Source organism: Pseudalkalibacillus berkeleyi (assembly GCF_021608225.1).
Taxonomy (GTDB): domain Bacteria; phylum Bacillota; class Bacilli; order Bacillales; family Fictibacillaceae; genus Pseudalkalibacillus; species Pseudalkalibacillus berkeleyi.
Genome location: NZ_JAKIJS010000001.1, coordinates 2,806,458 through 2,828,887, shown reverse-complemented (window position 1 = coordinate 2,828,887; position 22,430 = coordinate 2,806,458). Strand labels below are relative to the sequence as shown.

The 22,430-nt window shown below is 40.7% G+C and carries 23 protein-coding genes and 1 pseudogene; 19 read left to right on the top strand and 5 right to left on the bottom strand.

Annotation, left to right across the window (positions count from 1 at the left end; translation table 11 throughout):
- Positions 1-32 precede the first annotated feature (32 nt).
- The 15 genes and pseudogenes from L2716_RS14690 (at position 33) to L2716_RS14620 (ending at position 12,828) form a co-directional block, all read left to right on the top strand.
- A complete protein-coding gene (locus tag L2716_RS14690) occupies positions 33-2,384 on the top strand; it encodes an FdhF/YdeP family oxidoreductase (protein WP_236337610.1) in 2,352 nt (783 codons plus the stop codon).
- A 189-nt stretch (positions 2,385-2,573) separates the two neighbouring features.
- Positions 2,574-2,966, top strand: a complete 393-nt coding sequence (locus L2716_RS14685; protein ID WP_236337609.1) for an SLAP domain-containing protein — start codon at positions 2,574-2,576, stop codon at positions 2,964-2,966.
- A gap of 83 nt (positions 2,967-3,049) precedes the next feature.
- A complete protein-coding gene (locus L2716_RS14680; protein ID WP_236337608.1) occupies positions 3,050-4,021 on the top strand; it encodes a TAXI family TRAP transporter solute-binding subunit in 972 nt (323 codons plus the stop codon).
- 152 nt (positions 4,022-4,173) lie between these two features.
- Positions 4,174-4,689, top strand: coding sequence for a DUF1850 domain-containing protein (locus tag L2716_RS14675; RefSeq protein WP_236337607.1), 516 nt, complete (start codon positions 4,174-4,176; stop codon positions 4,687-4,689).
- Entirely contained in the window at positions 4,682-6,667 is a 1,986-nt protein-coding gene (locus L2716_RS14670; RefSeq protein ID WP_236337606.1) for a TRAP transporter permease, read from the top strand. Before L2716_RS14675 ends, L2716_RS14670 begins: the two co-directional genes overlap by 8 nt.
- Before the next feature lie 121 nt (positions 6,668-6,788).
- Complete coding sequence (locus tag L2716_RS14665) at positions 6,789-7,223, top strand: MarR family winged helix-turn-helix transcriptional regulator (RefSeq protein ID WP_236337605.1); 435 nt, start codon at positions 6,789-6,791, stop codon at positions 7,221-7,223.
- A gap of 167 nt (positions 7,224-7,390) precedes the next feature.
- Positions 7,391-8,020, top strand: a complete 630-nt coding sequence (wrbA, locus tag L2716_RS14660) for an NAD(P)H:quinone oxidoreductase (RefSeq protein ID WP_236337604.1) — start codon at positions 7,391-7,393, stop codon at positions 8,018-8,020.
- Between the two features lie 210 nt (positions 8,021-8,230).
- A pseudogene (locus L2716_RS14655) lies at positions 8,231-8,824 on the top strand (DsbA family oxidoreductase); the annotation flags it as partial.
- A gap of 375 nt (positions 8,825-9,199) precedes the next feature.
- Positions 9,200-9,625 carry a chemotaxis protein CheX gene (locus L2716_RS14650; RefSeq protein ID WP_236337602.1) on the top strand — a complete coding sequence of 142 codons (426 nt, stop codon included), beginning with the start codon at positions 9,200-9,202 and terminating at the stop codon, positions 9,623-9,625.
- Between the two features lie 113 nt (positions 9,626-9,738).
- Positions 9,739-10,104 carry a DUF1499 domain-containing protein gene (locus L2716_RS14645; RefSeq protein WP_236337601.1) on the top strand — a complete coding sequence of 122 codons (366 nt, stop codon included), beginning with the start codon at positions 9,739-9,741 and terminating at the stop codon, positions 10,102-10,104.
- 698 nt (positions 10,105-10,802) lie between these two features.
- Positions 10,803-11,081 carry a YwdI family protein gene (locus L2716_RS14640; protein WP_236337599.1) on the top strand — a complete coding sequence of 93 codons (279 nt, stop codon included), beginning with the start codon at positions 10,803-10,805 and terminating at the stop codon, positions 11,079-11,081.
- Between the two features lie 343 nt (positions 11,082-11,424).
- Positions 11,425-11,955: a sigma-70 family RNA polymerase sigma factor gene (locus L2716_RS14635; RefSeq protein WP_236337597.1), complete on the top strand. Its 531-nt coding sequence runs from the start codon at positions 11,425-11,427 to the stop codon at positions 11,953-11,955.
- Entirely contained in the window at positions 11,939-12,145 is a 207-nt protein-coding gene (locus L2716_RS14630) for a YvrJ family protein (RefSeq protein WP_236337588.1), read from the top strand. Before L2716_RS14635 ends, L2716_RS14630 begins: the two co-directional genes overlap by 17 nt.
- A complete protein-coding gene (locus L2716_RS14625; protein ID WP_236337586.1) occupies positions 12,102-12,386 on the top strand; it encodes a helix-turn-helix domain-containing protein in 285 nt (94 codons plus the stop codon). The genes L2716_RS14630 and L2716_RS14625 overlap by 44 nt, the downstream gene beginning before the upstream one ends.
- A gap of 70 nt (positions 12,387-12,456) precedes the next feature.
- Positions 12,457-12,828, top strand: coding sequence for a DUF423 domain-containing protein (locus L2716_RS14620; RefSeq protein WP_236337584.1), 372 nt, complete (start codon positions 12,457-12,459; stop codon positions 12,826-12,828).
- A gap of 107 nt (positions 12,829-12,935) precedes the next feature.
- On the opposite strand, the gene gerQ is transcribed toward L2716_RS14620, so the two are convergent.
- From gerQ to L2716_RS14600, 4 genes are all read right to left on the bottom strand, one after another.
- Complete coding sequence (gene gerQ / locus L2716_RS14615) at positions 12,936-13,361, bottom strand: spore coat protein GerQ (protein ID WP_408005313.1); 426 nt, start codon at positions 13,359-13,361, stop codon at positions 12,936-12,938.
- A 138-nt stretch (positions 13,362-13,499) separates the two neighbouring features.
- Entirely contained in the window at positions 13,500-13,931 is a 432-nt protein-coding gene (locus L2716_RS14610; RefSeq protein ID WP_236337582.1) for a cell wall hydrolase, read from the bottom strand.
- A gap of 160 nt (positions 13,932-14,091) precedes the next feature.
- Complete coding sequence (hemQ, locus tag L2716_RS14605) at positions 14,092-14,838, bottom strand: hydrogen peroxide-dependent heme synthase (RefSeq protein ID WP_236337572.1); 747 nt, start codon at positions 14,836-14,838, stop codon at positions 14,092-14,094.
- Positions 14,839-15,085: 247 nt separating this feature from the next.
- Complete coding sequence (locus L2716_RS14600) at positions 15,086-15,862, bottom strand: sporulation protein (RefSeq protein ID WP_236337571.1); 777 nt, start codon at positions 15,860-15,862, stop codon at positions 15,086-15,088.
- 334 nt (positions 15,863-16,196) lie between these two features.
- Here L2716_RS14600 and pta point away from each other — a divergent pair, with 334 nt between their 5' ends.
- A complete protein-coding gene (gene pta, locus L2716_RS14595) occupies positions 16,197-17,168 on the top strand; it encodes a phosphate acetyltransferase (RefSeq protein ID WP_236337569.1) in 972 nt (323 codons plus the stop codon).
- A gap of 376 nt (positions 17,169-17,544) precedes the next feature.
- Positions 17,545-17,994, top strand: a complete 450-nt coding sequence (locus tag L2716_RS14590; protein WP_236337568.1) for an SRPBCC family protein — start codon at positions 17,545-17,547, stop codon at positions 17,992-17,994.
- Positions 17,995-18,255: 261 nt separating this feature from the next.
- On the opposite strand, the gene lipL is transcribed toward L2716_RS14590, so the two are convergent.
- Entirely contained in the window at positions 18,256-19,098 is an 843-nt protein-coding gene (lipL, locus tag L2716_RS14585) for an octanoyl-[GcvH]:protein N-octanoyltransferase (RefSeq protein WP_236337892.1), read from the bottom strand.
- Positions 19,099-19,462: 364 nt separating this feature from the next.
- Here lipL and L2716_RS14580 point away from each other — a divergent pair, with 364 nt between their 5' ends.
- Both L2716_RS14580 and L2716_RS14575 read left to right on the top strand, forming a co-directional pair.
- Complete coding sequence (locus tag L2716_RS14580) at positions 19,463-20,701, top strand: dicarboxylate/amino acid:cation symporter (protein ID WP_236337566.1); 1,239 nt, start codon at positions 19,463-19,465, stop codon at positions 20,699-20,701.
- 434 nt (positions 20,702-21,135) lie between these two features.
- Entirely contained in the window at positions 21,136-22,428 is a 1,293-nt protein-coding gene (locus tag L2716_RS14575; RefSeq protein ID WP_236337564.1) for an HD domain-containing protein, read from the top strand.
- Positions 22,429-22,430: the final 2 nt, after the last annotated feature.

Sequence of the window (22,430 nt, the reverse complement as noted above, 5' to 3'; positions counted from 1 at the left end):
GCCATATAGGTGCTGAAGGAAGGGGAATTCTTGTGGGAAAAACAAAACACACAGGCCCAATGAAACTAGCAAAAGACCTTGATCCATCTCTTTGGGTCAGTAAGGTTCCGTTCGGATTAGGTAAAATCAAACCAAAGCATATACGCGATACAGCAAAAGTCGCTTGGGAGAATAAGGACAACCTCCCGTATGCAACAAGAATATTGACCCAAGGAGTTTGTGATGGCTGTGCACTTGGCGTATCGGGGTTACAAGACCAAACGTTGCAAGGTCCACATTTATGTACAACCCGCCTAAATGTACTTCGGCTTAACACGATGCCTGCCATGAAACCTGAAGTCGTCCATGCAGACATTGACGTACTACGAAAGAAAAGCAGTACTGAGTTACGTAAGCTTGGTCGCATTCCGTATCCACTCATTCGAAAGCCAGGGGAAAAGAAGTTCAGTCGCCTTTCATGGGATGATGCGCTGAATATCGTCGCAGATAAAATGAAGGCACTTGACCCGAAGCAATACGGTTTTTACCTCACCTCACGAGGTATTACGAATGAATCGTATTACACAGCTGCAAAGGTTGCACGCTATCTAGGGACGAACAATATTGATAATGCTTCCCGCATTTGTCATTCACCTTCAAAAACTGCGCTTAGTCGCTCACTAGGTATTGGCGCATCAAGCTGTAATTATAAAGATTGGATTGGCACCGATGTACTCGTTTTCTGGGGTTCTGTTGCGGCTAATAACCAGCCCGTTTCAACGAAATACATGTATGCAGCTAAACGAAAAGGTACGAAAATCATCATCATAAACCCTTATTATGAGCCTTCTATGGACAATTACTGGATTCCATCCATTCCTGAATCAGCTTTGTTCGGGACGAAGATTGCTGACGATGTTTATCAAGTGAACATTGGTGGCGATATTGCTTTCATGCATGGAATTATGAAGCATTGGTTTGAGATGGAAGAACGCGAGCAAGGTTCAGCAATCAACCATGCGTTCGTCGCTGAGCATGTTAACGGATTCGAAAAGCTGAAAGAAAAAGTAGAGTCCTATGACTGGGAAACACTAGAAAAGTCATCAGGTCTATCAAAATCGAGAATGGAAGAACTCGCAATTTTACTCGCAAAATCGAAGTCTGCTGTATTTGTTTGGTCAATGGGACTAACGCAGCATCGCTTCGGAACAGACAATGTTTCTCAAGTCGCAAACCTGGCACTGTTAAGAGGATTCCTAGGTAGAGAGTATTGTGGGGTCATGCCGATTCGTGGACACTCTGGTGTACAAGGATCGGGTGAAATGGGCGCTGATCCGTTTGTTCTCCCAGGAGGAGGTTTTGACGAGGCCAACGTCGAGCGAGTTGAACAGGTTTGGAACTTTAAAATTCCAAGATGGCAAGGGGATATCGTTGGTATATCGTTAGAAAATGCTTTACTCCCAGAGGATCATGAACGGAAGTTGAAACTCTACTATATGTCAGGAGGTAACTTCCTTGAAACGATGCCTAATCCTGATTTTGTGAAAGCGTGTCTTGAAAACGTCGATGTTCGGGTGCATCAAGATATCATTTTCAATACATCGACCTTTGTTGATGCCAAGGAAGCGGTAGTCGTGCTTCCAGCGATGACACGTTATGAACAACCTGGCGGAGGGACATCAACTTCGACTGAGCGTATGGTTTATTTTTCACCAGAAATAAAAGGACCTAGAATTGAAGAAGCCCGGTCCGAGTGGGAAATTTACGTTGACCTTGCGAAAAGAGTCAAACCTGAAGAGCAGCATTTAATAGATTTTAAAGATGCATTTGAAGTTCGTGAAGAAATGGCAAAGGCTGCACCAAATTATGAAGGTGTTCAAAATTTAAAGAACAAGGGTGACGTCTTCCAATGGGGTGGCGCATGGCTTTGTGAAGACGGGGTTTGTCCGACACCTGATGGAAAAGGGAACTTGATAGCGATGGATATCCCCGAGCTACGGCAAGCAGAAGGACATTTTTATGTAACGACAAGACGTGGTAAGCAGTTCAACTCAATGATTTACGCAGAAAAGGATCCATTCAACGAGGCGGATCGTTACGACGTGCTTATGAATGAAGGCGATGGTCAAAAACATGGCATTCTTCAAGGAGATGCAGTTGTCGTTTATAATAAGCACGGTTTGTTCCACGGGAAAGCACGATTTGTCGATGTGAAATCTGGAAATATACAAGTTCATTGGCCTGAAGGAAACGTATTGATTCCAAAAGGGGTATATGAAAAGCATGCGGGAATACCTGAATACAACACATCCGTAATTGTTGAAAATGCAGAAACCTTCCACGCACAGAAAGATACGAAGTACCTAGAAAAACGGATAGAAGAACTTGAAATGGAAATAGGCTAGGCAAAACGGGAGGACCATAAAAAATGGTCACTCCTTTTTCACCTTTATTTATGATAAAAATTCGTTGAATAACTCATATTACTACTAACAGGTGGTTTTGGTAGAATGTGTGTTCTTTACGAATTTGTTAATCCGTTCATTAGCATGTATCATAAAAGTATTGTGCTAAAGAGAGGTTTGATGAGGGGCATGGAAGAGCGTTTACTGTTCGACCCAGCATGGGAGAAAGCAATTGCCCCCCGTGATCGAGAGTCGATTGAACAATTACATCAAAGTCATCCTGTTGTGAATGGGGAGCTATCCTGGACGCCTATTAATGTAGCTCTTAATCATCAAGGTTCAATCCTTGCAATGGTTCTGATTCAAAACGGATTAGAAGAAACGTTCACAGCTGAAAACCTATCCCTTATTTATCGTGAACATACAAGAGGGGTTGTTGCGGAAGCGAATTTTCAGCTGAAACAAGTGCAGGTACCTAGTGGCGCTTCAATGCCATGGACTTTTGTTTTTCCAGAACAGACGGTAAGAAAACGACCACGTTTGTCGGATTGGCAAGTAGAAGTAGCGGAAAAAATCAGATAATTTGAGAGTTTTTCCCTATTCTTCTATGCTTTATTGTGATAAAATAAGGTCGTTATTTATTTTGTAAAAGGGGGAGTTTGGTAATGAAACGGAATGTGTTTTCATTAAGTTTCGTGTTAATGTTAGCGTTTACACTTGTTTTAGCAGGGTGTGGATCTCTAGGCGGAGGCGGAGAAGCTGAAGCGGATCCAGAAGAAGTAAGCATGCTAACTGGTGGGACAGGTGGTACATATTTCCCACTTGGTGGTGAAATCGCAGAAATCATGTCAAAGAATACAGAAAAGTCGATTAGCGCGCAAGCGTCAGGTGCTTCTGTAGAAAATATTCAAACACTACAAGACGGTGATGCGGACTTAGCATTTACGCAAACGGATATTGCAAGCTATGCAGTAGAAGGAAAAATGATGTTTAAAGACGCAAAGTCTGATAATGTACAAGCTATTGGTACACTTTATCCTGAAACGATCCAAATTGTTGTCATGAAAAATAGTGACATTAAATCTGTTGAAGACCTAAAAGGCAAGAGTGTTTCAATTGGTGACATTGGTAGTGGAACAGCTGAAAATGCAAAACAAATTCTAGAAGTACACGGTATTTCTACGGATGATATCGAAGTAAAGAACTTACCATTTGATGAGTCTGCTGAATTGCTTCAAGACGGCGAACTAGATGCAGCATTCATCACTTCTGGTGCGCCAACGGGTGCAATTGAAGGTCTATCAGCATTGAAGCCTGTTCGTATCCTTCCGATTGCTGATGATAAAGCGAAGGAATTAAGCGAAAAGTATCCATACTATGCACAAGATACAATTCCATCTGGAACTTATCAGCTTGAAGAAGAAGTCAACACAGTTGCCGTACTTGCTATGCTTGTAGTACGTAAAGACTTAAGTGAAGATGCTGTCTACAACTTGACGAAAGCATTTTTCGATAATGTTGGTGACATCAAGCACGCAAAAGGTGAAAAGATCAGTGCTGAAAATGCATTGAACGGTGTCGGAATCGACCTTCATCCTGGAGCTGAAAAATACTATAAAGAAAAAGGTTTAAAATAATCGCAAATTCACGGGGTTAACCCTTAAGTGTCTGACTCTCTCCGCTCATTACAACATTGAGGTAACCGAATGGTTCTGACCGATATGTTGTTCAGGAGGAGTCTGACACTTTGTTTTTGCTTATCATGACGAATGAATATTAGGTGTTCCCTATGAAACGGTATCAAGTATTAATCATAATTAGTGTATTAGGTTTCACGCTTATTGGATTGACCTACGTCCCATACGGGCAAGTGCTTTCCATCGAATATGAAAACAGCGGAGATGTTCTTGTCTATACGGATGTCGAGCATGGTACAGAATTTGAAGTCGAGTATACCCATTCCGTTCATCGAACACCTGTAATCGAGTATTATGAAGTGAACAATCTAAGTGAGATCGTTCAAACTGATCTAGCTTATGAAAATTTTGCAATAGGCATGCCGTCGAATGCAACTGGTGAAGAGAAGTTCATAGTAAAAGATGGTGTATATTACATCACCGATATGAATCGTGTATTTTCGCACGTCGACTTGCGAACGGGACAAGTTATTGCAGACCATTCGTTAAAGGTTGGTCAAAAGCAAATACAGTTGAAAGACTGGATTGAACCCGGCACTTGGATCCGTTTGAAAGTTCGGCCGATCAGTCTATGGCAGCGGCTGAAAGGAGATGATATTCATGGATGAAAAAGGATTAAAGAAAGATCAACAACTATCAGATGAAGAATTAGACCAACTTATGTCAAAGTTCGATCCTGAAGCAGGGTACCGGAAGCTAACCGGCATCATCGGATGGATCGTCACGATAGGGCTGCTGTGCTTTTCTCTTTATCAATTGTACACATCGACAATCGATCGTTTCTCACCTCAAATTCACCGATCGATTCACTTAGGGTTTGCTTTATCATTGGCCTTCTTACTCTTTCCAGCATCGAAAAAGGCGAAAATGAAAGGGAGAAAAGGGCGTTTTCAAATTACATGGGTAGACGGATTACTCGCGTCACTCAGTGTCGTGGTCGGTCTGTATTGGCCACTCAATATAGATCAACTTGTCATGCGAGTAGCACGTCTTGAACTAACGGACTTAATAGTCGGGGCATTGGCGATTGTTCTCGTTCTAGAGGCAACAAGGCGAGTTGTCGGTCTGCCGATTACTATTATTGCTGCCGTGTTCCTTTCGTACGCATATTTAGGACCGATCATGCCAGGATTTTTGGCCCATAAGGGGATAGGCATTGACCGAATTATTCGAACGATGTTCTTTACGACAGAAGGGATCTTAGGTACGCCACTTAAAGTATCATCGACCTTTATTTTCTTATTCTTATTATTCGGAGCCTTCTTAATTAAAACGGGTGTTGGTCAATACTTTAATGATTTAGCTGTAGCAATTGCAGGTAAACGGACTGGAGGACCAGCGAAAGTTGCGATCTTCTCAAGTGCTTTGCAAGGAACCATTTCAGGGAGTTCTGTTGCAAACGTTGTAACATCAGGTTCCTTCACAATTCCGATGATGAAACGTCTCGGATACCGTAGGGAATTTGCAGGTGCAGTTGAAGCAGCAGCTTCTACGGGTGGACAATTAATGCCTCCGATTATGGGTGCAGCTGCTTTCTTGATGGTAGAGTTCATCGGTGGTGGCATCACATACTGGGAAATTGCTAAGGCTGCCACCATTCCAGCGTTACTGTATTTTACAGGAATCTGGATTATGACCCATTTCCAAGCGAAGAAGATTGGTTTACGTGGACTTAAAGAAAGTGAAATGCCAAATCGATTAGAGGTACTTAAGAAGATCTACCTCCTTGCACCAATCTTTGTCGTCGTAATCCTGTTAATGTCAGGAATGAGTGTAACGAAGGCGGCACTATGGTCGATCGTTTCAGCAATTGTCGTTGGTTCTATTAATAAAGAAACAAGAATGAAGCCGAAAGATTATGCAGATGCGTTAATCAATGGTGCTCGTACAGCAATCGGTGTTGCGACTGCGACAGCAGCTGCAGGTATGATCGTCGGGGTTGTAACGATTACTGGATTAGGGCTTAAGATGGCTGGCGGTCTCATCGCCTTGTCTAATGACATATTATTCTTGACGCTATTGTTCACGATGATTGCATCCCTGATCTTAGGAATGGGGTCACCAACAACAGCGAACTATGTTATTACGGCGACGATTGCAGCGCCTGCGTTGATCGCACTAGACATACCGGTGCTCTCCGCTCATATGTTTGTTTTCTATTTCGGAATTATAGCCGATATTACACCACCAGTTGCGTTAGCAGCCTTTGCAGCTTCGGGGGTGTCAGGGGGAGAACCTCTGCGAACCGGGGTCAATTCGGCCAAGCTAGCCATAGCAGCCTTCATCATACCGTACATTTTCGTCTATTCACCTGAATTGATGATGATCGACACGACATGGACAGAAATCCTTTGGATCGTCTTCACTTCACTAACAGGTATGATCGCTATTGGTGCAGCAATGATCGGTTATTGGCTGAGAAAAACGCACTGGACAGAGCGTATCGTTGCTCTAGGGGCAGGTATCATGCTTATTTATCCAGAGGGAAGTACAGACTTTATCGGTCTAGGCGTATTTATTGCATTATTCGCCCTCCAGTACTTTATTAAAGGTAAGGAAACAGAGCCACAATCAGCTGGCGCATAATAATCTCATAAGGTGAATAGGGGGATGGCTTAAATGTCATCCCTTACATCTTATTTGACTTTAAAAATAGTGAGCGCTATAATTATCTTGAATTCGAGATAAATTGAGGGAGTAATGGATCATGAAGGACACATCATTAGAGCTATTTGTCGTACTTTCGAAAGCTTCTCAATCTATGATGGAGGTAGCTCGCAAAGATATCCAAAGCTACGGACTTAATCCAACGGAATTTGCGGTGATGGAATTACTTTATCATAAGGGTCCACATCCACTTCAGAAAATTGGAGAAAAAATTCTGCTAGCAAGTGGCAGCATTACGTATGTCGTCGATAAGTTAGAAGAAAAAGGGCACTTAGAAAGAAAAGCATGTCCAAATGACCGCCGGATCACTCATGCTTACTTGTCTGAGCAAGGGAAAAAACGAATGGAAGAAATATTTCCGCCCCACCATAAAGTCCTTAAGCAAGCAATGGAAGGCATAACAGAAGAAGAGAAGCAGCTCATCATACCGATTCTAAAAAAGCTTGGGAAGTACGCCGATTCAGAGCATTCTTAATTTCTTGGCACGTTAAGCGCATAGGCTTGGATCTGCCAAGTTTTCTTTACCTTATTATCTCGAATTAAAGATACTCGAAAATAGGATTATTTTACGAAAAGAGATTAATCAGCAAGTGAGTTGGGAATGGGATAAGAGACGAGGTTAAATGAAAAGGAGAGATTAAAATGGCAACGAAAATTTTAATTCCGTATTATAGCGCATTTGGACACGTTTATCACATGGCACAGGCAGTCGCAGAAGGTGTTAGAAAAGTAGACGATGTGGAAGTGAAAATTGTTCGTATCAAAGAGTTCGCTGAAGTAGAGAAAGCCATGTCTGAGAATGAATATTATGTAAAAGCGCAAGAAATGCAATCTGATATTCCTGTTGCAACACATGAAGATCTTAAATGGGCGGACGGTATTATCTGGGGCATTCCGACACGCTATGGTTCCATGCCTGCACAAATGAAGCAATACTTAGATTCTGCTGGTGGCCTTTGGATGAACGGAGAACTTGAGGGGAAAGCAACGGCTGTATTCACAAGCACTGGTTCCATCCATGGTGGTCAAGAAACAACTGCATTGACTTCATTCGTACCTTTCATGCATTTCGGTATGATCTTTGTCGGTCTCCCTTACGGTGAAAATCCTGAACAGTTAACGTCAGATGCAGTTGGTGGATCTCCTTACTCCGCTTCAACGGTTGCAGGACCTGAAGGTGGCGAGCAGCCGAAGGAAGTCGACATGACAATGGCTGGAAGACTTGGAGCACGCGTTGCGAAAGTAGCAGGCGCACTGAAAACATTAAGATAAAGTTCGAATTGAGAAGGCTAGCTCGTTTGTTTGAGCTAGTCTTTTTTTATGAAAAACGCCGGACTACAGCTTATCGCTTTACCAAATTAGGCAAATAAATTGGCTTGAAAGTATTTTCCTTTTACAATTATAAAATAAGCAAGAAGGAGGAATTGTTAAATGTCTTTAAAAGTACAGATCTATTCAGATTATGTTTGACCATTTTGCTATTTAGCGGAGGCTCCGCTACAAGAAGCAATGGCAGGTAAGGATATAGAAGTTGAATGGAAGCCGTTTGAACTGCGACCTGAACCGGTCCCACCAATAGATCCCGATTCAGATTATATACAAAACGCGTGGAAGCATTCTGTTAAGCCGTTATCAGAAAAGCTTGGTGTGGAGATGAATTTCCCACCCGTACAACCACGGACCCACCTTGCATTCGAAGGTTTTCAGTTTGCGAAAGGGAAGGATAAAGCGAATGAATACAATCACCGCATGCTCAAAGCCTTTTTCGTAGAAGGGAAAGACCTTGGTAATGTGGATGTACTTGTCGAGCTTGCCAAAGAAGTTGGATTAGATTCAGAGGAATTCCGAGAAGCGATAGAATCAAGAAAATATAAGGATGTTCATAAGGCAGCACTAAATGAAGCTGCTGAGCAAGATATCCGGGCAGTACCGACATTCTTTATCGGTGATCGTAAGTTACAAGGGCTATATCCAGCAGATCGGCTCACGCAAATTATTGATTCAGAAATTGAAAAACAACAAAAAGCTGAAAACACGACAGAAGAAGGACTCAGCTGCGACATTAATGGTTGTTAATGATGAATAAGGAAACTACTGAGCGCGCTCAGTAGTTTTTTCTTTATTAGATTGACTGTTTTTAGGTAGTAAATTTATATTATTTTCCCTAAGAAAAGGCGAAAGTTCCCCGAGTAAGCTTAGAAGTTCCACAAGCAAGAGCAGAAGTTCCCCGAGTGAGCGGGAATTTCACCTGAGAAGCCTGAGAAGGTAGAACAAGAACAAATATTTGATCATTACATTCACTTTTATCTTAATAGGCGTCCACAACCAGCCTACAAACAAAATCTTTTTCAGTTTTTTCTTCAATTCGTTCGTTTATTGTCGATATAAAGGTAAATATTTGTGTGGTTTCTTGGGGGATCGTTGAAGATGGGGATTGCAGCAACTGAACATATGACTAATTTACTGAATGGTACGATTAACGTGGTGAAGACTGTCCTTCCAATGGATTGTGAAGTTGGAAAGCCACAAAGCAGTTATGATTCCGTAAACTTAAATCAGGCTGGTGTCGCGATTGGCTTGGAAAAAGAAATCAATGGCACTTTACTATTTCTTGGATCTCGTGAATTGTTCGGAGAATGTGGCAACAAAATGTTCGGCATGCCATTTGAAGGAGAAATGCTTGATTCATTTATGGGGGAGCTAGGAAATATTCTTGCAGGAAACATCGCGACGCATTTATCTACTGAAAACATTACCATCGATATTACTACGCCTAGAGTGGTGGACACGGTTTCTTTTACAGCAGATGAAAAAGTAATTTCTGTTCCTATGAAACTTGATGGTTTTGAGTTGATGATACTGATCATAACTGAATAGATGAAAGGTTACATTCACAGTACAGTTGCAACTAAGGCTCAGCCTTCGCTGAGCTTTCTTTGTTATGAAATCAGGTGAAACGGGGAATAGAAAGAGAGAAGGAGGAGATTAGTATGACGAACAAGCGTCAATTAAAGGAATGTCCATCCTCTCCAAACTGTGTTTCATCTCAAACGGAAAAGGAATCCCATTATATTTCACCCATCTCATACAATGGGTCGTCACAGCATGCGTTAGCAACGCTTGTCAATGTATTGAAAAAAATGAAACGAACAAAAATCGTCGAAGAAGAGCCAGACTATATTCATGTGGAGTGTAAGTCTAAAGTGTTCAGGTTTACAGATGATGTAGAATTTTTATTCGATACAGAAAATAAAGTCATCGAGGTGCGTTCCGCTTCTCGTAAAGGATATTCAGATTTTGGCGTCAATCGTAAAAGAATGGAAAAGATCAGGCAGCAATTTATTAATCAACTATAAGGAAAAAATCAAAGAGGGAATTGTCGAGTACGTGCGGTTTTGAGCCGTTTGTACTTGGCAATTCTTTTTTTATGGGAATCATAACCGATATTACGTCTTAACTTGTGTTAATCCGATGCGATTTTGAAGTACTTTCAACTTTAGAACCAATAACTTTGACTTGAAGTAGCAAATCGAAAAGTTTTTTGTAGATAATTTCTTGCACCCAACTACCAGATTGTGACAAACATTGAGACGAGCTTTTCGTATACTTTTATCCATAGACGAATAAAATGTTAAGTTCCGAATCCAAGGAGGTGTGTGATCAGCTTCGGAACACAAATACTATTTTGTGAGGGAGAAAGGGGTAAGGGGAAATATGATGAGCGATTTGGTTACGTATTGTTTGGTAATGTGGTTAGCCATTATTCATGTAGTTCGAACCAAACACCATGAATGGAACCGATCGGACGCAAAGACATACATCCCTGATCGTGTACAAAAGCAGGTGTGCAAACTGTTAGAAAGTTTGAGGCCGAATTTTAGTGTGAATGGTATCTACCGACTGAAGAGGAATGTGCTTTGGGACACATCGTAAATCCATCGGTAAGACCTTGAGCCTGATCAAGCGAAGGGAATACAATCCACACGATAACTTTTCTTTGCGGGAGAAGCCCTTTATAATGATAGTAGTATGAAGTAAAGGAAGAGGGATTCTCTTGAGTATAAAGTCCAGCATAGTTGTACAGAAAATGATTGACCGCCTTGAGAAAATAAAAGAAGAGGTGGATGAGAACGCATCTTCTAGCTCAGTTCGTGATGAGCTGTCAGCGATTAAGGCTTATTGTGATTTGTTGATGGAGGTAAAGGATGATAAGCCGTCTACTATACGTACGGTCCAAAATAAAACAAACAATCCTACGCCTGTGCAAAACATATCCACTAAGCGTTTAAAAGAAGATGATGATGTGAACGGAGATTCGATCTTTGATTTCTAACAAGTTCATATAGAAAACGGGAGGGCACTTGTAAGTTATTGTTCGGAAAAAATCGAGTGTCGCTCCCATAAATGGAGGTCGTTTGGGCAAACCTTAACGGCTATTTCGCATGTTCTCTTTTAATTAATGATGTGATTCACAAAATTATTTCCCGGATAATGTGAACACCTGATCAAACCAAACTTGGGAAAAATAGGACATTAGACACGATGGAAGAACACTCTAAAAGCCTTATGGCAAAAGGGTGTTCGCTTTTTTATAATTTAAACAAGAACAAACGTTCGCTTTTCGGTTGTTTTTTATGGAGATTCTATTGCTTTATAGATAAAGGAGGGAAGCAAAAATGAGAGAAGCCAAACATTTATTAAGACAAATTCAGAAACAGAGAGATTTGTTAACAGCCTTTATGGATCGGGATGAAGATAGGGAGGACATGCTGCAGTTCATTCATTCACCCACGATCGACGGGTACACGGAGCTCAATCACCGCTTCCAACAATTTTGTTTTGAATGCAGATTTATTCACTATATGTCTAAGTTCATTTACTTTCAAACTATTAATACAATAAGAAAGCTTCGTAGGAATCAATTTCAATCTTTACCCGAAGCTTTTGAAAGCGTTGTGGGTGAGGATTATCTGATGAACAAATTTGAAAAAAGTGAAATCGAGTGCCCAGTTCTGATGAAGGGGATTAAGAATTTAACAGACCTGCAACAAAAAGTGATCCATCTACATTATCAGAAGAATTGGAAGCTCAGGAGGATTGCAGAGGCTTTATGTGTCTCCCCACAATCTATTTCCAAAGCACATAGGCGAGCGTTAAATGAAATCAGAACATGGATGGAGAGTGATCAGCATGCTAGAGGGAGCTAGTGTAGTAGGGTGGTTTAATCTCATTTCAAACATAGGGTTTCCGGCAGTTGTTGCGCTGTATCTGTTGTTCCAATTAGAAAGGCGTCTTGTTAGCTTAGAAAGTACAATGCAGGAGATTGGGGACCACATTGAAGAGGGGAATGAAGATGAGAAGTCTAGACGAACTCGTTCGAAACGCGCAAAGAAATGATTCGCAAGCAATGGAACAGTTGTTAAAGCGCTTAGATCCTAAAATTAAGCATTCGATCCACTCGATAGAAAAAAAGTATCAAGAGGATGTTGAGCAAGAAGTGAAATTAAAGATCATGGAGGCTGTCCAAACCTATGAGTTAAAAAGGGTTCCGTCTTTAGCTGACATGCTGCAAAAATCAAAGGAAGGCAGGAGCATTTTACAAAACTTGAAAAATGACAATTCAGAGAAGCTCTCGTGAAAAGGTTGGCAATGGTTAACAGGATGATTTAAGATGAAGCTAGTACAAGATTCAAGTAAGGAGCATACGTATGTTTAAGTTATTCATTCTGTTAGGTGCTATTAACGCAGGTCTCTCAGTTGTTTTAGGTGCATTTGGTGCACACGGACTCGAATCCAAATTATCAGCAAAAATGATGGATGTATTCAAAACGGGTGTGCAATATCACATATTCCACTCACTTGGACTCTTTGTTATTGCTTTCTTAGCAGACAAGTTTCCGACCTCATCCATGTTGAGCTGGGCTGGTTGGACAATGATGATCGGAATTATCCTGTTTTCAGGTAGCTTATATGTCCTTAGTGTAAGTGGCATTTCAAAGCTCGGCATCATTACACCATTTGGAGGACTGGCATTTATCATCAGCTGGTTGCTCATTGTTATAGCCATATTAAAGGTATAATGTGAAAAAGTGTCTGAATCCCTTATCTTCATGGGATCAGACACTTTTTGTCGTTTTTAGAAGGTATCATAGATGCCAGTTAAGGGATCAGTCGATTTCCCGCCTCTTTATCGTGGGGAGTAGGTTGCCATTTGACCTTGATCGAAGTAGTCGATTTCCTCATCAAAGGTTACGTAATCCAAATAAACCATTAACAGCAGGTATCGTTTTTTTGTTTCAGGATCACTGATGATAATGTGATCCCGTCCAGCAGCTTCAATCACACCTTTAAAGATCTTTGCAGGCCACTTCGGATTTCCGTCAAACGTCATATAAAAAGTACCAACTTTACCTCGATTGAGTCGAAGGATATTTTCAATATAGGACTGTTCAACTGGAAGCTGCCCGTTCATTTGTGATGATCCTGGAAATCCAGATGGAAAACCACCAGGCATTCCACCACCCATCATGCCTTGCATTCCCTGCATGCCTGGCATACCAGGCATTCCTTGCATCATTCCGCCTTGGTTTTGGCGATAATTGGGATAGTTCATAACAAACCTCCTCATCTTCAAGTAGTACTCCCTATTAAACAGATATACTCAACGCTCGTTTAACTTATGACTACTAATATGAGGTGGATTGATATAGTAGGAATGGAACGAACATATTGATGGAAAGCTGGAGTCAGACTAATAGGTTGAATAAACGCCTGCACAATCTGATTCAGTAGGTTTATAAAAACAATGAGATTGATAGCGGCCAGCATTCCATTGATTAAACCACTGTGCAGGACAACTTCCTCCTGGCTTGAAGAACCATAATGCATAAGAAGCAGGGTGGAACCGTTCACCATTGATTGCTTTTTTCGCTAACTTAATTTCGCTTTTGCGAGCACGTTGATAAAAGTAACCCTTCTGGGTAGCTTCAAATCCTCCAGGAGATTGAAAAACCATGTTCGGGATCGTATTAATGTTTTTAAAATCAAGACATCGTACTTTCACTCGATTGACCCCGACATTACCAACCATGAGCATTCCGAGCTTTCCTTCACCTTCAGCTTCGGCCCGCATTAGTCTCGCGAGTGTTTTGATATCTTCTTGAGTCGCCTTTACTACTCCCATGATGACACCCCCGTTAAGTAGGCTTTCACTTACTATCTATATGCGTGAATCCGTAATCAATGCTGAGCAATACCGTTTTCACATAATGAAACTTCGCTTATACGTAATACTAAAAAAACTCAGCCCTCCAGTTGGAGGGCTGAGTTCGTATCTACCAATATTACACGTTTAGGAATGAACTTACTTTTTCCTTCGGTAGGATGTTACCTACGTAGAAGGATCCAAATTCACCAAAGCGTGCACTTACTTCATCAAAGCGCATTTCGTATACGAGTTTCTTGAATTGAAGGACGTCATTCGCAAATAGTGTTACGCCCCACTCCCAATCATCGAAACCGACAGAACCTGTGATGATCTGCTTCACCTTACCTGCATAGCCGCGGCCGATCATGCCGTGACTGCGCATCATGTCGCGACGTTCTTCCATAGAAAGCATGTACCAGTTATCGTTACCTTCACGACGCTTGTCCATTGGATAGAAGCAGATATGCTCCCACTTCGGAAGAGTCGGCTTCAAGCGACCTTGAATCATTGGGTCTGTCTCAGGGTCAACATCTTTAGAAGCCATATAGTTGCTCAGTTCTACGACGGAAACGTAAGAGTACGTTGGAATCGTATATTCAGCAAATGTCGTTTTATTGAAGGCATTTTCAATCTCGTTAAGCTCTTGCATCGTAGGACGAAGTAACATCATCATGAAGTCGGCTTTCTGTCCAACGATTGAATAGAAAGCGTGGCTGCCTTTTTCCTGAGCCTCGGTCACTTCCCATTTTTCTAGAAATGTAAGTAGTTCTTGGATCGCATGCTCACGCTCATCGCTTGATAGAGACTTCCATGCAGTCCAATTCATCGTACGAAAATCGTGTAGGCAATACCAACCATCTAATGTCTTAGCTGCTTCGCTCATCATTAGACACTCCTTTATCATTTATACGTATATGTTCTGTTTTTACACCGTTACTATCATATCACAAAACACGGTTATTCTAAAAAACGTAGCCTAATTAATGAAGAGCTCGAAAAGAGTGGGGAAGAAACGAAGTTGAAATGAACGGAAAACGTCCGCCTTATGCTATTTAAAATCAACAACATGAATTAACATATCATAAACAAAAAAGACCGCCTTAATAAGGCAGTCTTCTGTATGAGGTATCTTACATATATGAACGAATGTGGTTTTCGAACATATCCTTCAACGATTGTACATCTTCTGTTTCCGCTCTTGAGATATTCATCATCGATTTTTGTTCATCGAGGTCGAGTGCATCCTCTAGAAATCCGAAAAGCCCTTTTCCTCGTTTATCGACTTCAATCATAAGCTGTACGTGATTTTGATCAGGATAAATGATCAGCTCGATTTCATCCAACTCACCTTGGAAAGGTCCTGATGTCGGTACATATTCAAACTCTTGGACGAATGGATGATTGCGTTGCATGTGTCCTTTCACGTGCAGGCAGGATGACTTCCGTAGTCGAAATCCAAGCTGTTCAACAGCAGTAAAGATGCGATCAACTAACTCATTAGGTATAACTGTGATGTAATCATGATCAGTAGGATCCACAGCTTGTTTAATGTCTAGCGCAGTTTTCAACCAAATAGGTGTTTTACCCATAGATAAAGGTACGTCATGTGAAAGAGGAATCTCAAACGGGATTTCCATGCTTTCATTTGCGGTTACCGTGAAGCTATCTGCAACATGATATTTACCAAGTACATGTGTTTCAGTTACCGTACGATCATCAACTTCCCGAAGGTATTCTGTCATGAGATAAATATAAATATCATCAATGTTTTGATCCACTTTTCCACCTTGAACTTCAACGACTCCTTGAATATTGCCACCTGCTTGGAAAGTATTTTCCTTCAACTTTGTATCGACTACGGCAGCGCCAACACCAACACTAGCTAACATTCGATTCACGAAAGACATCATGTACCCCTCCTATTAAAATAATTAGATGCTAACTACATTCTACCTCTAATACGTTTGATACGAAAACAAGTTTCATTTTAAGGAGGGTTATGTTGATTGTAAGTGAGTACCCTATAGCGAAAATCAACTGACAAGATGAATAGAGATGAATGTTAAAACAATTACGAAAGTTAAAACTTTAAGAGCGAAAACGCTTACTCTTATCTTTTTGGTTTCGTATAGGGTTAAAAAGGAGTATTGTAGGAAATGAAATAAGGAGTAGGTATTTTTATATGACAGGACAGAGCAATTTGCTCGATCGATATATGCAGTAGAAAAGGAGGTCATAGACATGGGTAACATGTTTACGGCAATGGAACAAAATCTTAAAGCGAAGTATCCTTCCATCGTTTTTCCAGAAGGGGAGGACGAAAGGATTTTGGATGCAGCGGCACGCCTTGCTGAAGATAAAATTATCAAACCGATACTACTAGGTGAAGAGGATGTCATAAAAGCTGCGTTAACATCAAAAGGTGTGGACCTTGATCTCGTTGAGGTGATCTCACCGAAATCCTATCAGCAATTTGATCAGCTCGTTGAAACATTTGTTGAGCGGAGAAAAGGTAAAGTCAACACGGAAGAGGCTCGTGAAATACTCCAAGATGTGAATTACTTTGGAACGATGCTTGTCTATACAGATCAAGCAGCAGGTCTCGTAAGTGGGGCTGTTCATTCAACAGCTAATACGGTCCGTCCAGCGCTACAAATCATTAAAACGAAGGATGGCATCAAGCGTACTTCAGGAGCTTTCTTAATGGTGAAAGAGGACGAACGCTATATTTTTGCAGATTGTGCAATCAATATCAATCCTTCAGCTTCTGATTTATCTGAGATTGCAGCAACAAGTGCAGCAACGGCAAGAATCTTTGGTATTGATCCTAAGGTAGGGATGCTAAGCTTTTCAACAAAAGGGTCGGCAAAATCAGGAGAAACACAGAAAGTCATAGATGCTGTTGAGTTGCTACATGAATCGAATGCGGACTTTCCAGTTGACGGAGAGCTTCAATTCGACGCAGCGTTCGTACCGGAGGTTGCAGCAAAGAAAGCACCAGACTCACCACTACGTGGCAGAGCAAACGTGTTTGTATTCCCAAGTCTTGAAGCGGGGAACATAGGCTATAAAATGGTTCAACGTCTAGGCGGGTTTGACGCAATTGGACCTGTTTTACAAGGTTTAAATAAGCCAGTCAATGATCTTTCAAGAGGCTGTAACGCAGATGATGTATACAAGCTCTCGTTAATTACAGCGATGCAAGCCTTATAAAAAAGAAATGAGTTTAAAAACGCTCTGGAGATCTTTAAACGGGATTACTTCAGAGTCCCAAACCATTAAATATCATAGCAAAACGCACTGGATTTCACATTGAAAAGGTACTTACCCCCGAAAGTTAGAGTAGAAAATCTAACTTTCGGGGGTGTTTTTTACGATTTTCTCGCCTTGAAACTAACCTGTTACCAGATATGGGAGTTTATTATTATGTTTTCACAAGAAGATTTCCTAAAAAGGAGGATTTTTTTGTAATTTTGCCGTAGTATTTCATTAATAAAACAATTTTTGAATTCAAATTACATAGTTTTTCGGTGTATACCAAACACGTTTTCCAATTAAGGAGTTAAAAAGTGAGTGGAGGAAAAATGGTATGAGTATTCAATTTGAAACGAAAGAAACCATTAATGTTCCGAGAGAAAAAGTATATCAAGGCTTGTTGGATTTGGATTCAGCAAAGCATTGGATGCAAGGATTAGTTCGAATAGAGCGATTGGATGAAGGTCCTATGCAAGTTGGAAGTGGATGGAAAGAAACAAGGAAAATGATGGGGCAAGAAGCAACGGAAGTATTTAAAGTAACGGGTCTGGAAAATAATAAAATTCAACTTTATGTAGACGGTTCAAAGGGGACAAGCGGTAAAGGGGAGCATTTTTATACATTTTCAATTGAAGAAATAGGAAACACTACAGAGGTTACTTTACACGGTGAAATTAAAGGGATGACTGGAATTGCAAAACTGGTTAGTAAACTAATGACAGGTACATTCCGAAAAATTTGCGCCAAGGATTTATATGGGTTGAAGAATTATTTGGAGAAGTAGTATCACATGCTTGTCATGACTCGAATAATCTTGATTCACAGAGCTCAAAAACCTCTCTTTTGATGTGAGGTTTATTCTTGGTAAGAGAGAAGGGGAATGGGCTTGTGCATACTTTGCACAAGCCCATATATATTCTAGAATAACTTATAGAAAAGAAAGGCTTCAAGGAGCTTTTTTCGTTGTGAATTATACTGTGAATCAATACACGAATATTATGTAATCTAACTTGTGATTTGCACCTCACAAGTGAACTCGGAAATTTTACAGCTCCAGTGCTTTATTATTTCGATCAATCACTCTTTTTAAGTAGAAGTCATATTGATTAATTTCATTTATGGATAGCTGAGAAGCTATTAAGTCTGCATCTTGATCTTTCAAATACATAAGCACATCTCGCATTAAGTCACTTACAGAAATTGTCTGTCCAGCAAGCTCCGATAAGGATGCCATTACGTTAGGATCGACAGTTGGATAAGTGAACTTTGTACTGTCATTACTTTTTGCTACTTCATAAAAGTCTCTTATAAGTGCAGCACGATCAGATCCTGATCCGGTCGCACATAAATAAATCTGTACGGCCATACCACCTCTTAATCGACGTTGTGATATTCCGGCAAATTTTTTGCCATTTATACTTAAGTCGAATTTTCCTGGGCAGTAAGAGGTGCTAATTTCTTTCGTATCAAAGCTCAACCCATAGGTGTTGAGCATTTTTTGAGTTAAATAGACCATAGCGTCATAGCCTTGATCGATATCGATCTTGTTCTTTTTTTCAGAGAGAATTAAAGATAAGTTCAATACGCCATCATCGAGCACAACGGCTAGACCTCCAGAATTTCGAACAATAACGTTATAACCTTGAGATTTAAGAAAGTTCACACCGTCTCTAAGGTTTGGGAGGCGACTATCTTGAATACCAAGTACGACAGTTTTTTGATGAACCCATGCTCTAACGGTCGGTGGAGATTCATCAGACCCAATTGTGCTACATAAGGTGTCATCCATTGCAAACGATTGAAGTGCGTGGAATGAGTCACCTAAAGTCGTTTGATCGATGATTCTCCATTTAGGTTGAGCGAGTAATTGTTTGCTTTTTTCTTCCATCATGCTTAATCTCCTTTTAATCTTCAACCGTTCTATTATAGCATGTCCTGAATGAATTCAAATCTGCAGGTTTCATTTTGTCGAATTTTCTTTGCATACTCTAGCGTAATTTCGGGTAAACAAACAAGGGGTCTTTGTCGAAAATCTCCGTTTTTGAATAAAAAATGCATATAAATTGATAAAAAATTTCTGCTATTTTATAGCAAGGAATAATCTTACAAACGCTTACATATCAGTGCTTTACCAAACTAAACCTGCATAAAGATACGCGCTGTTTTATATTTACATTTGACAATTTTCAAAAATCATTAGAGAATAATCGATAGAAAAATGCAAAAAACGTATATTTAATAGGAGGAGAACTATGAAACTAAGCATAAAAATTATCATCGGGCTAGTTTTAGGTATTATTGTTGGACTATTACTTAATATTTTTTCACCCGATGCATTTAGTGTATTGGACAAATACATTTTCGGTCCTGTTGGAAAATTATTCTTGAATCTGATTAAAATGCTAGTTGTACCAATTGTTTTCTTTTCTATTGCACTTGGTGCAGCAGGTATTGGAGATCCCAAGAAGCTTGGTCGTATCGGTGGGAAGACGATCGGTTATTTCTTAGTGACAACCTCGATTGCTCTTGTAATCGCTTTATCACTTGGAACACTAATCCAGCCTGGTGCAGGTGGTGGATTTGATACTGAACAAGCAAGTTTTGATGGAGGCGAGGAAGCTCCGCCAGTCGTAGAAACATTGTTAAACATTATACCGACGAACCCGATTGATTCAATGGCGAAGGGTGATATGCTTCAAATTATCGCGTTTGCAATCTTTGTCGGTTTTGCAGTAGCTGTACTTGGAGAGAAAACAAAAACGGTTCATCGCATCCTTGAAGAAGGTAATGATATACTCATGTACCTTGTCAACATTGTCATGCTTCTTGCGCCTTATGGTGCTTTTGCCTTGATCGCTTCAGCAGTCGGAGGTTTTGGACTAGATGCACTGCAAGCAATGGGACTCTATTTCGGAACTGTCGTATTAGCCTTGTTGCTTCATGCAGTAATCACGTATGGTACTGCAGTTTCAACACTAGGTAAAATGAATCCAATTGCGTTCTTCAAAGGTTTCGCGCCAGCAATGTCAGTTGCCTTTAGTACGTCAAGTAGTAGTGGTACGCTACCCGTCTCTATGAAGACAGCTCAAGAAAACCTGAAAGTACCGAAACAAGTTAGTAGTTTCGTACAGCCGTTGGGTGCAACGATAAACATGGACGGTACAGCAATCATGCAAGGTGTTGCAACAGTCTTTATCGCACAAGTTTATGCAATTGATTTATCAATGGCTGATTTGGTTACAGTTGTTCTTACAGCTGTGCTTGCAAGTATCGGTACAGCAGGTGTCCCTGGTGTCGGGCTGATTATGCTTGCAATGGTACTCAATCAAGTTGGACTACCAGTCGAAGCAATAGGACTTGTCCTTGGTGTGGACAGACTTCTTGATATGACGCGTACTGCAGTCAACATCACAGGTGATGCATCATGTGCAGTCATCGTTGCAAGAACGGAAGAAAAGCATGGGGGATCCGCACCTAAAGTAGATGCGTAAGTAATAATCAGATTATTTCAAGGGGCTATCCATAATGGATAGCCCTTTTTTGATGCAAAAGGGATGTTAGCAAACACGACATTTAACAAGACCTTAAAATATTTTTACCCCGCTTCATTCCGCTTCAGGCATAATAGAAAGTCATTGAAGAATTTTTCAAGAGGTTTTCTTCTTCTTTTGAAGAATATATAATTAACTATTGCCGAATCAAAAAACAGTTAACATACTTACAAAAGTAGAAAAGCGGAAGCGCCCCGCTTAGTCACGAAGGTCACTGGAAGTCCGCGAGGAGGCTGTCGCCGCCGCAGGAGGACTGAAGTGATCCAAGTGACTGGGTGCTGAAGCTAGACATTACATCCATGTGACCAATAATTTTTATAGCAGAACAAGCACATATACAGGATTCGCATGATGAAAGGGGTACATTTCGGACAATGAGCTACATGCAGCAGCAATTAGATGAAGAAAAGGTATTTAAAGATCCTGTCCATCGGTACATCCATGTGCGAGATCGCATTATTTGGGACTTGATTGGAACGAAAGAATTTCAACGGTTAAGAAGGGTTCGCCAATTAGGGACGACTTTCTTGACGTTTCATGGTGCTGAGCACAGTCGATTCAGCCATTCATTAGGTGTTTATGAGATTGTCAGAAGGATTGTAGAGATCTTCCAGAACCGACCCCATTGGGACGATGAGGAACGTATTCTCTGTTTGACAGCTGCATTATTGCATGATGTTGGACATGGTCCATATTCCCATTCATTTGAAAAAGTTTTTCGTCTTGATCATGAAGAATTCACAAGGGCAATCATTCTTGGCGATACAGAAGTGAATGAAGTTTTAAAAAGAGTAGATGATGACTTTCCGCAAAAAGTGTCTGAAGTCATTGCGAAGACGTATGCAAATAAGTTAGTCGTAAGTATGATTTCAAGTCAAATCGATGCGGATCGTATGGATTACTTGTTACGCGACGCTTATTTTACAGGAGTGAGTTATGGTCAGTTCGATATTGAACGGATCCTGAGGGTTATGAGACCGCAAGAAGATCAAGTCGTCATTAAACAAAGTGGCATGCATGCGGTTGAAGACTATATTATGAGTCGCTATCAAATGTATTGGCAAGTCTATTTTCATCCGGTTACACGCAGTGCAGAAGTTATTTTATCCAAAATATTACATCGTGCGAAGTCCCTATTTGAAGAAGGGTATACGTTTAAGTTGGAGCCGGTGCACTTCATTTCACTTTTCAAGGAAAAGGTCGAGCTAGATGATTACATAAAGCTCGATGAGGGCATTATTCAATATTACTTTCAAGCTTGGCAAGAGGAAGACGATCCTATTCTGAGCGATCTTTGCGAGCGATTTTTGAACAGACGGTTGTTTAAATACATGGAGTTCAATCCGAACGTACAAATGGAAGATTGGCATCAGTTATATACGTATTTCATCAAAGCGGGCATAGATCCTGATTATTACTTGATTGTCGATTCATCATCAGACCTTCCGTACGACTTTTACCGTCCGGGTGAAGAAGAAGAGCGATTACCAATCCACTTATTAACGAAAAAAGGGGAATACCGCGAGCTTTCTAGAGAGTCGACCGTTGTAGAAGCAATCTCTGGGAAGAAACGGACCGATCATAAGCTTTATTACCCAGCAGATTTAATCGAACAAATTGATGATCAAGACTTAAAGAGAAAAATAAGTGAGATATTAGATATTTAGGA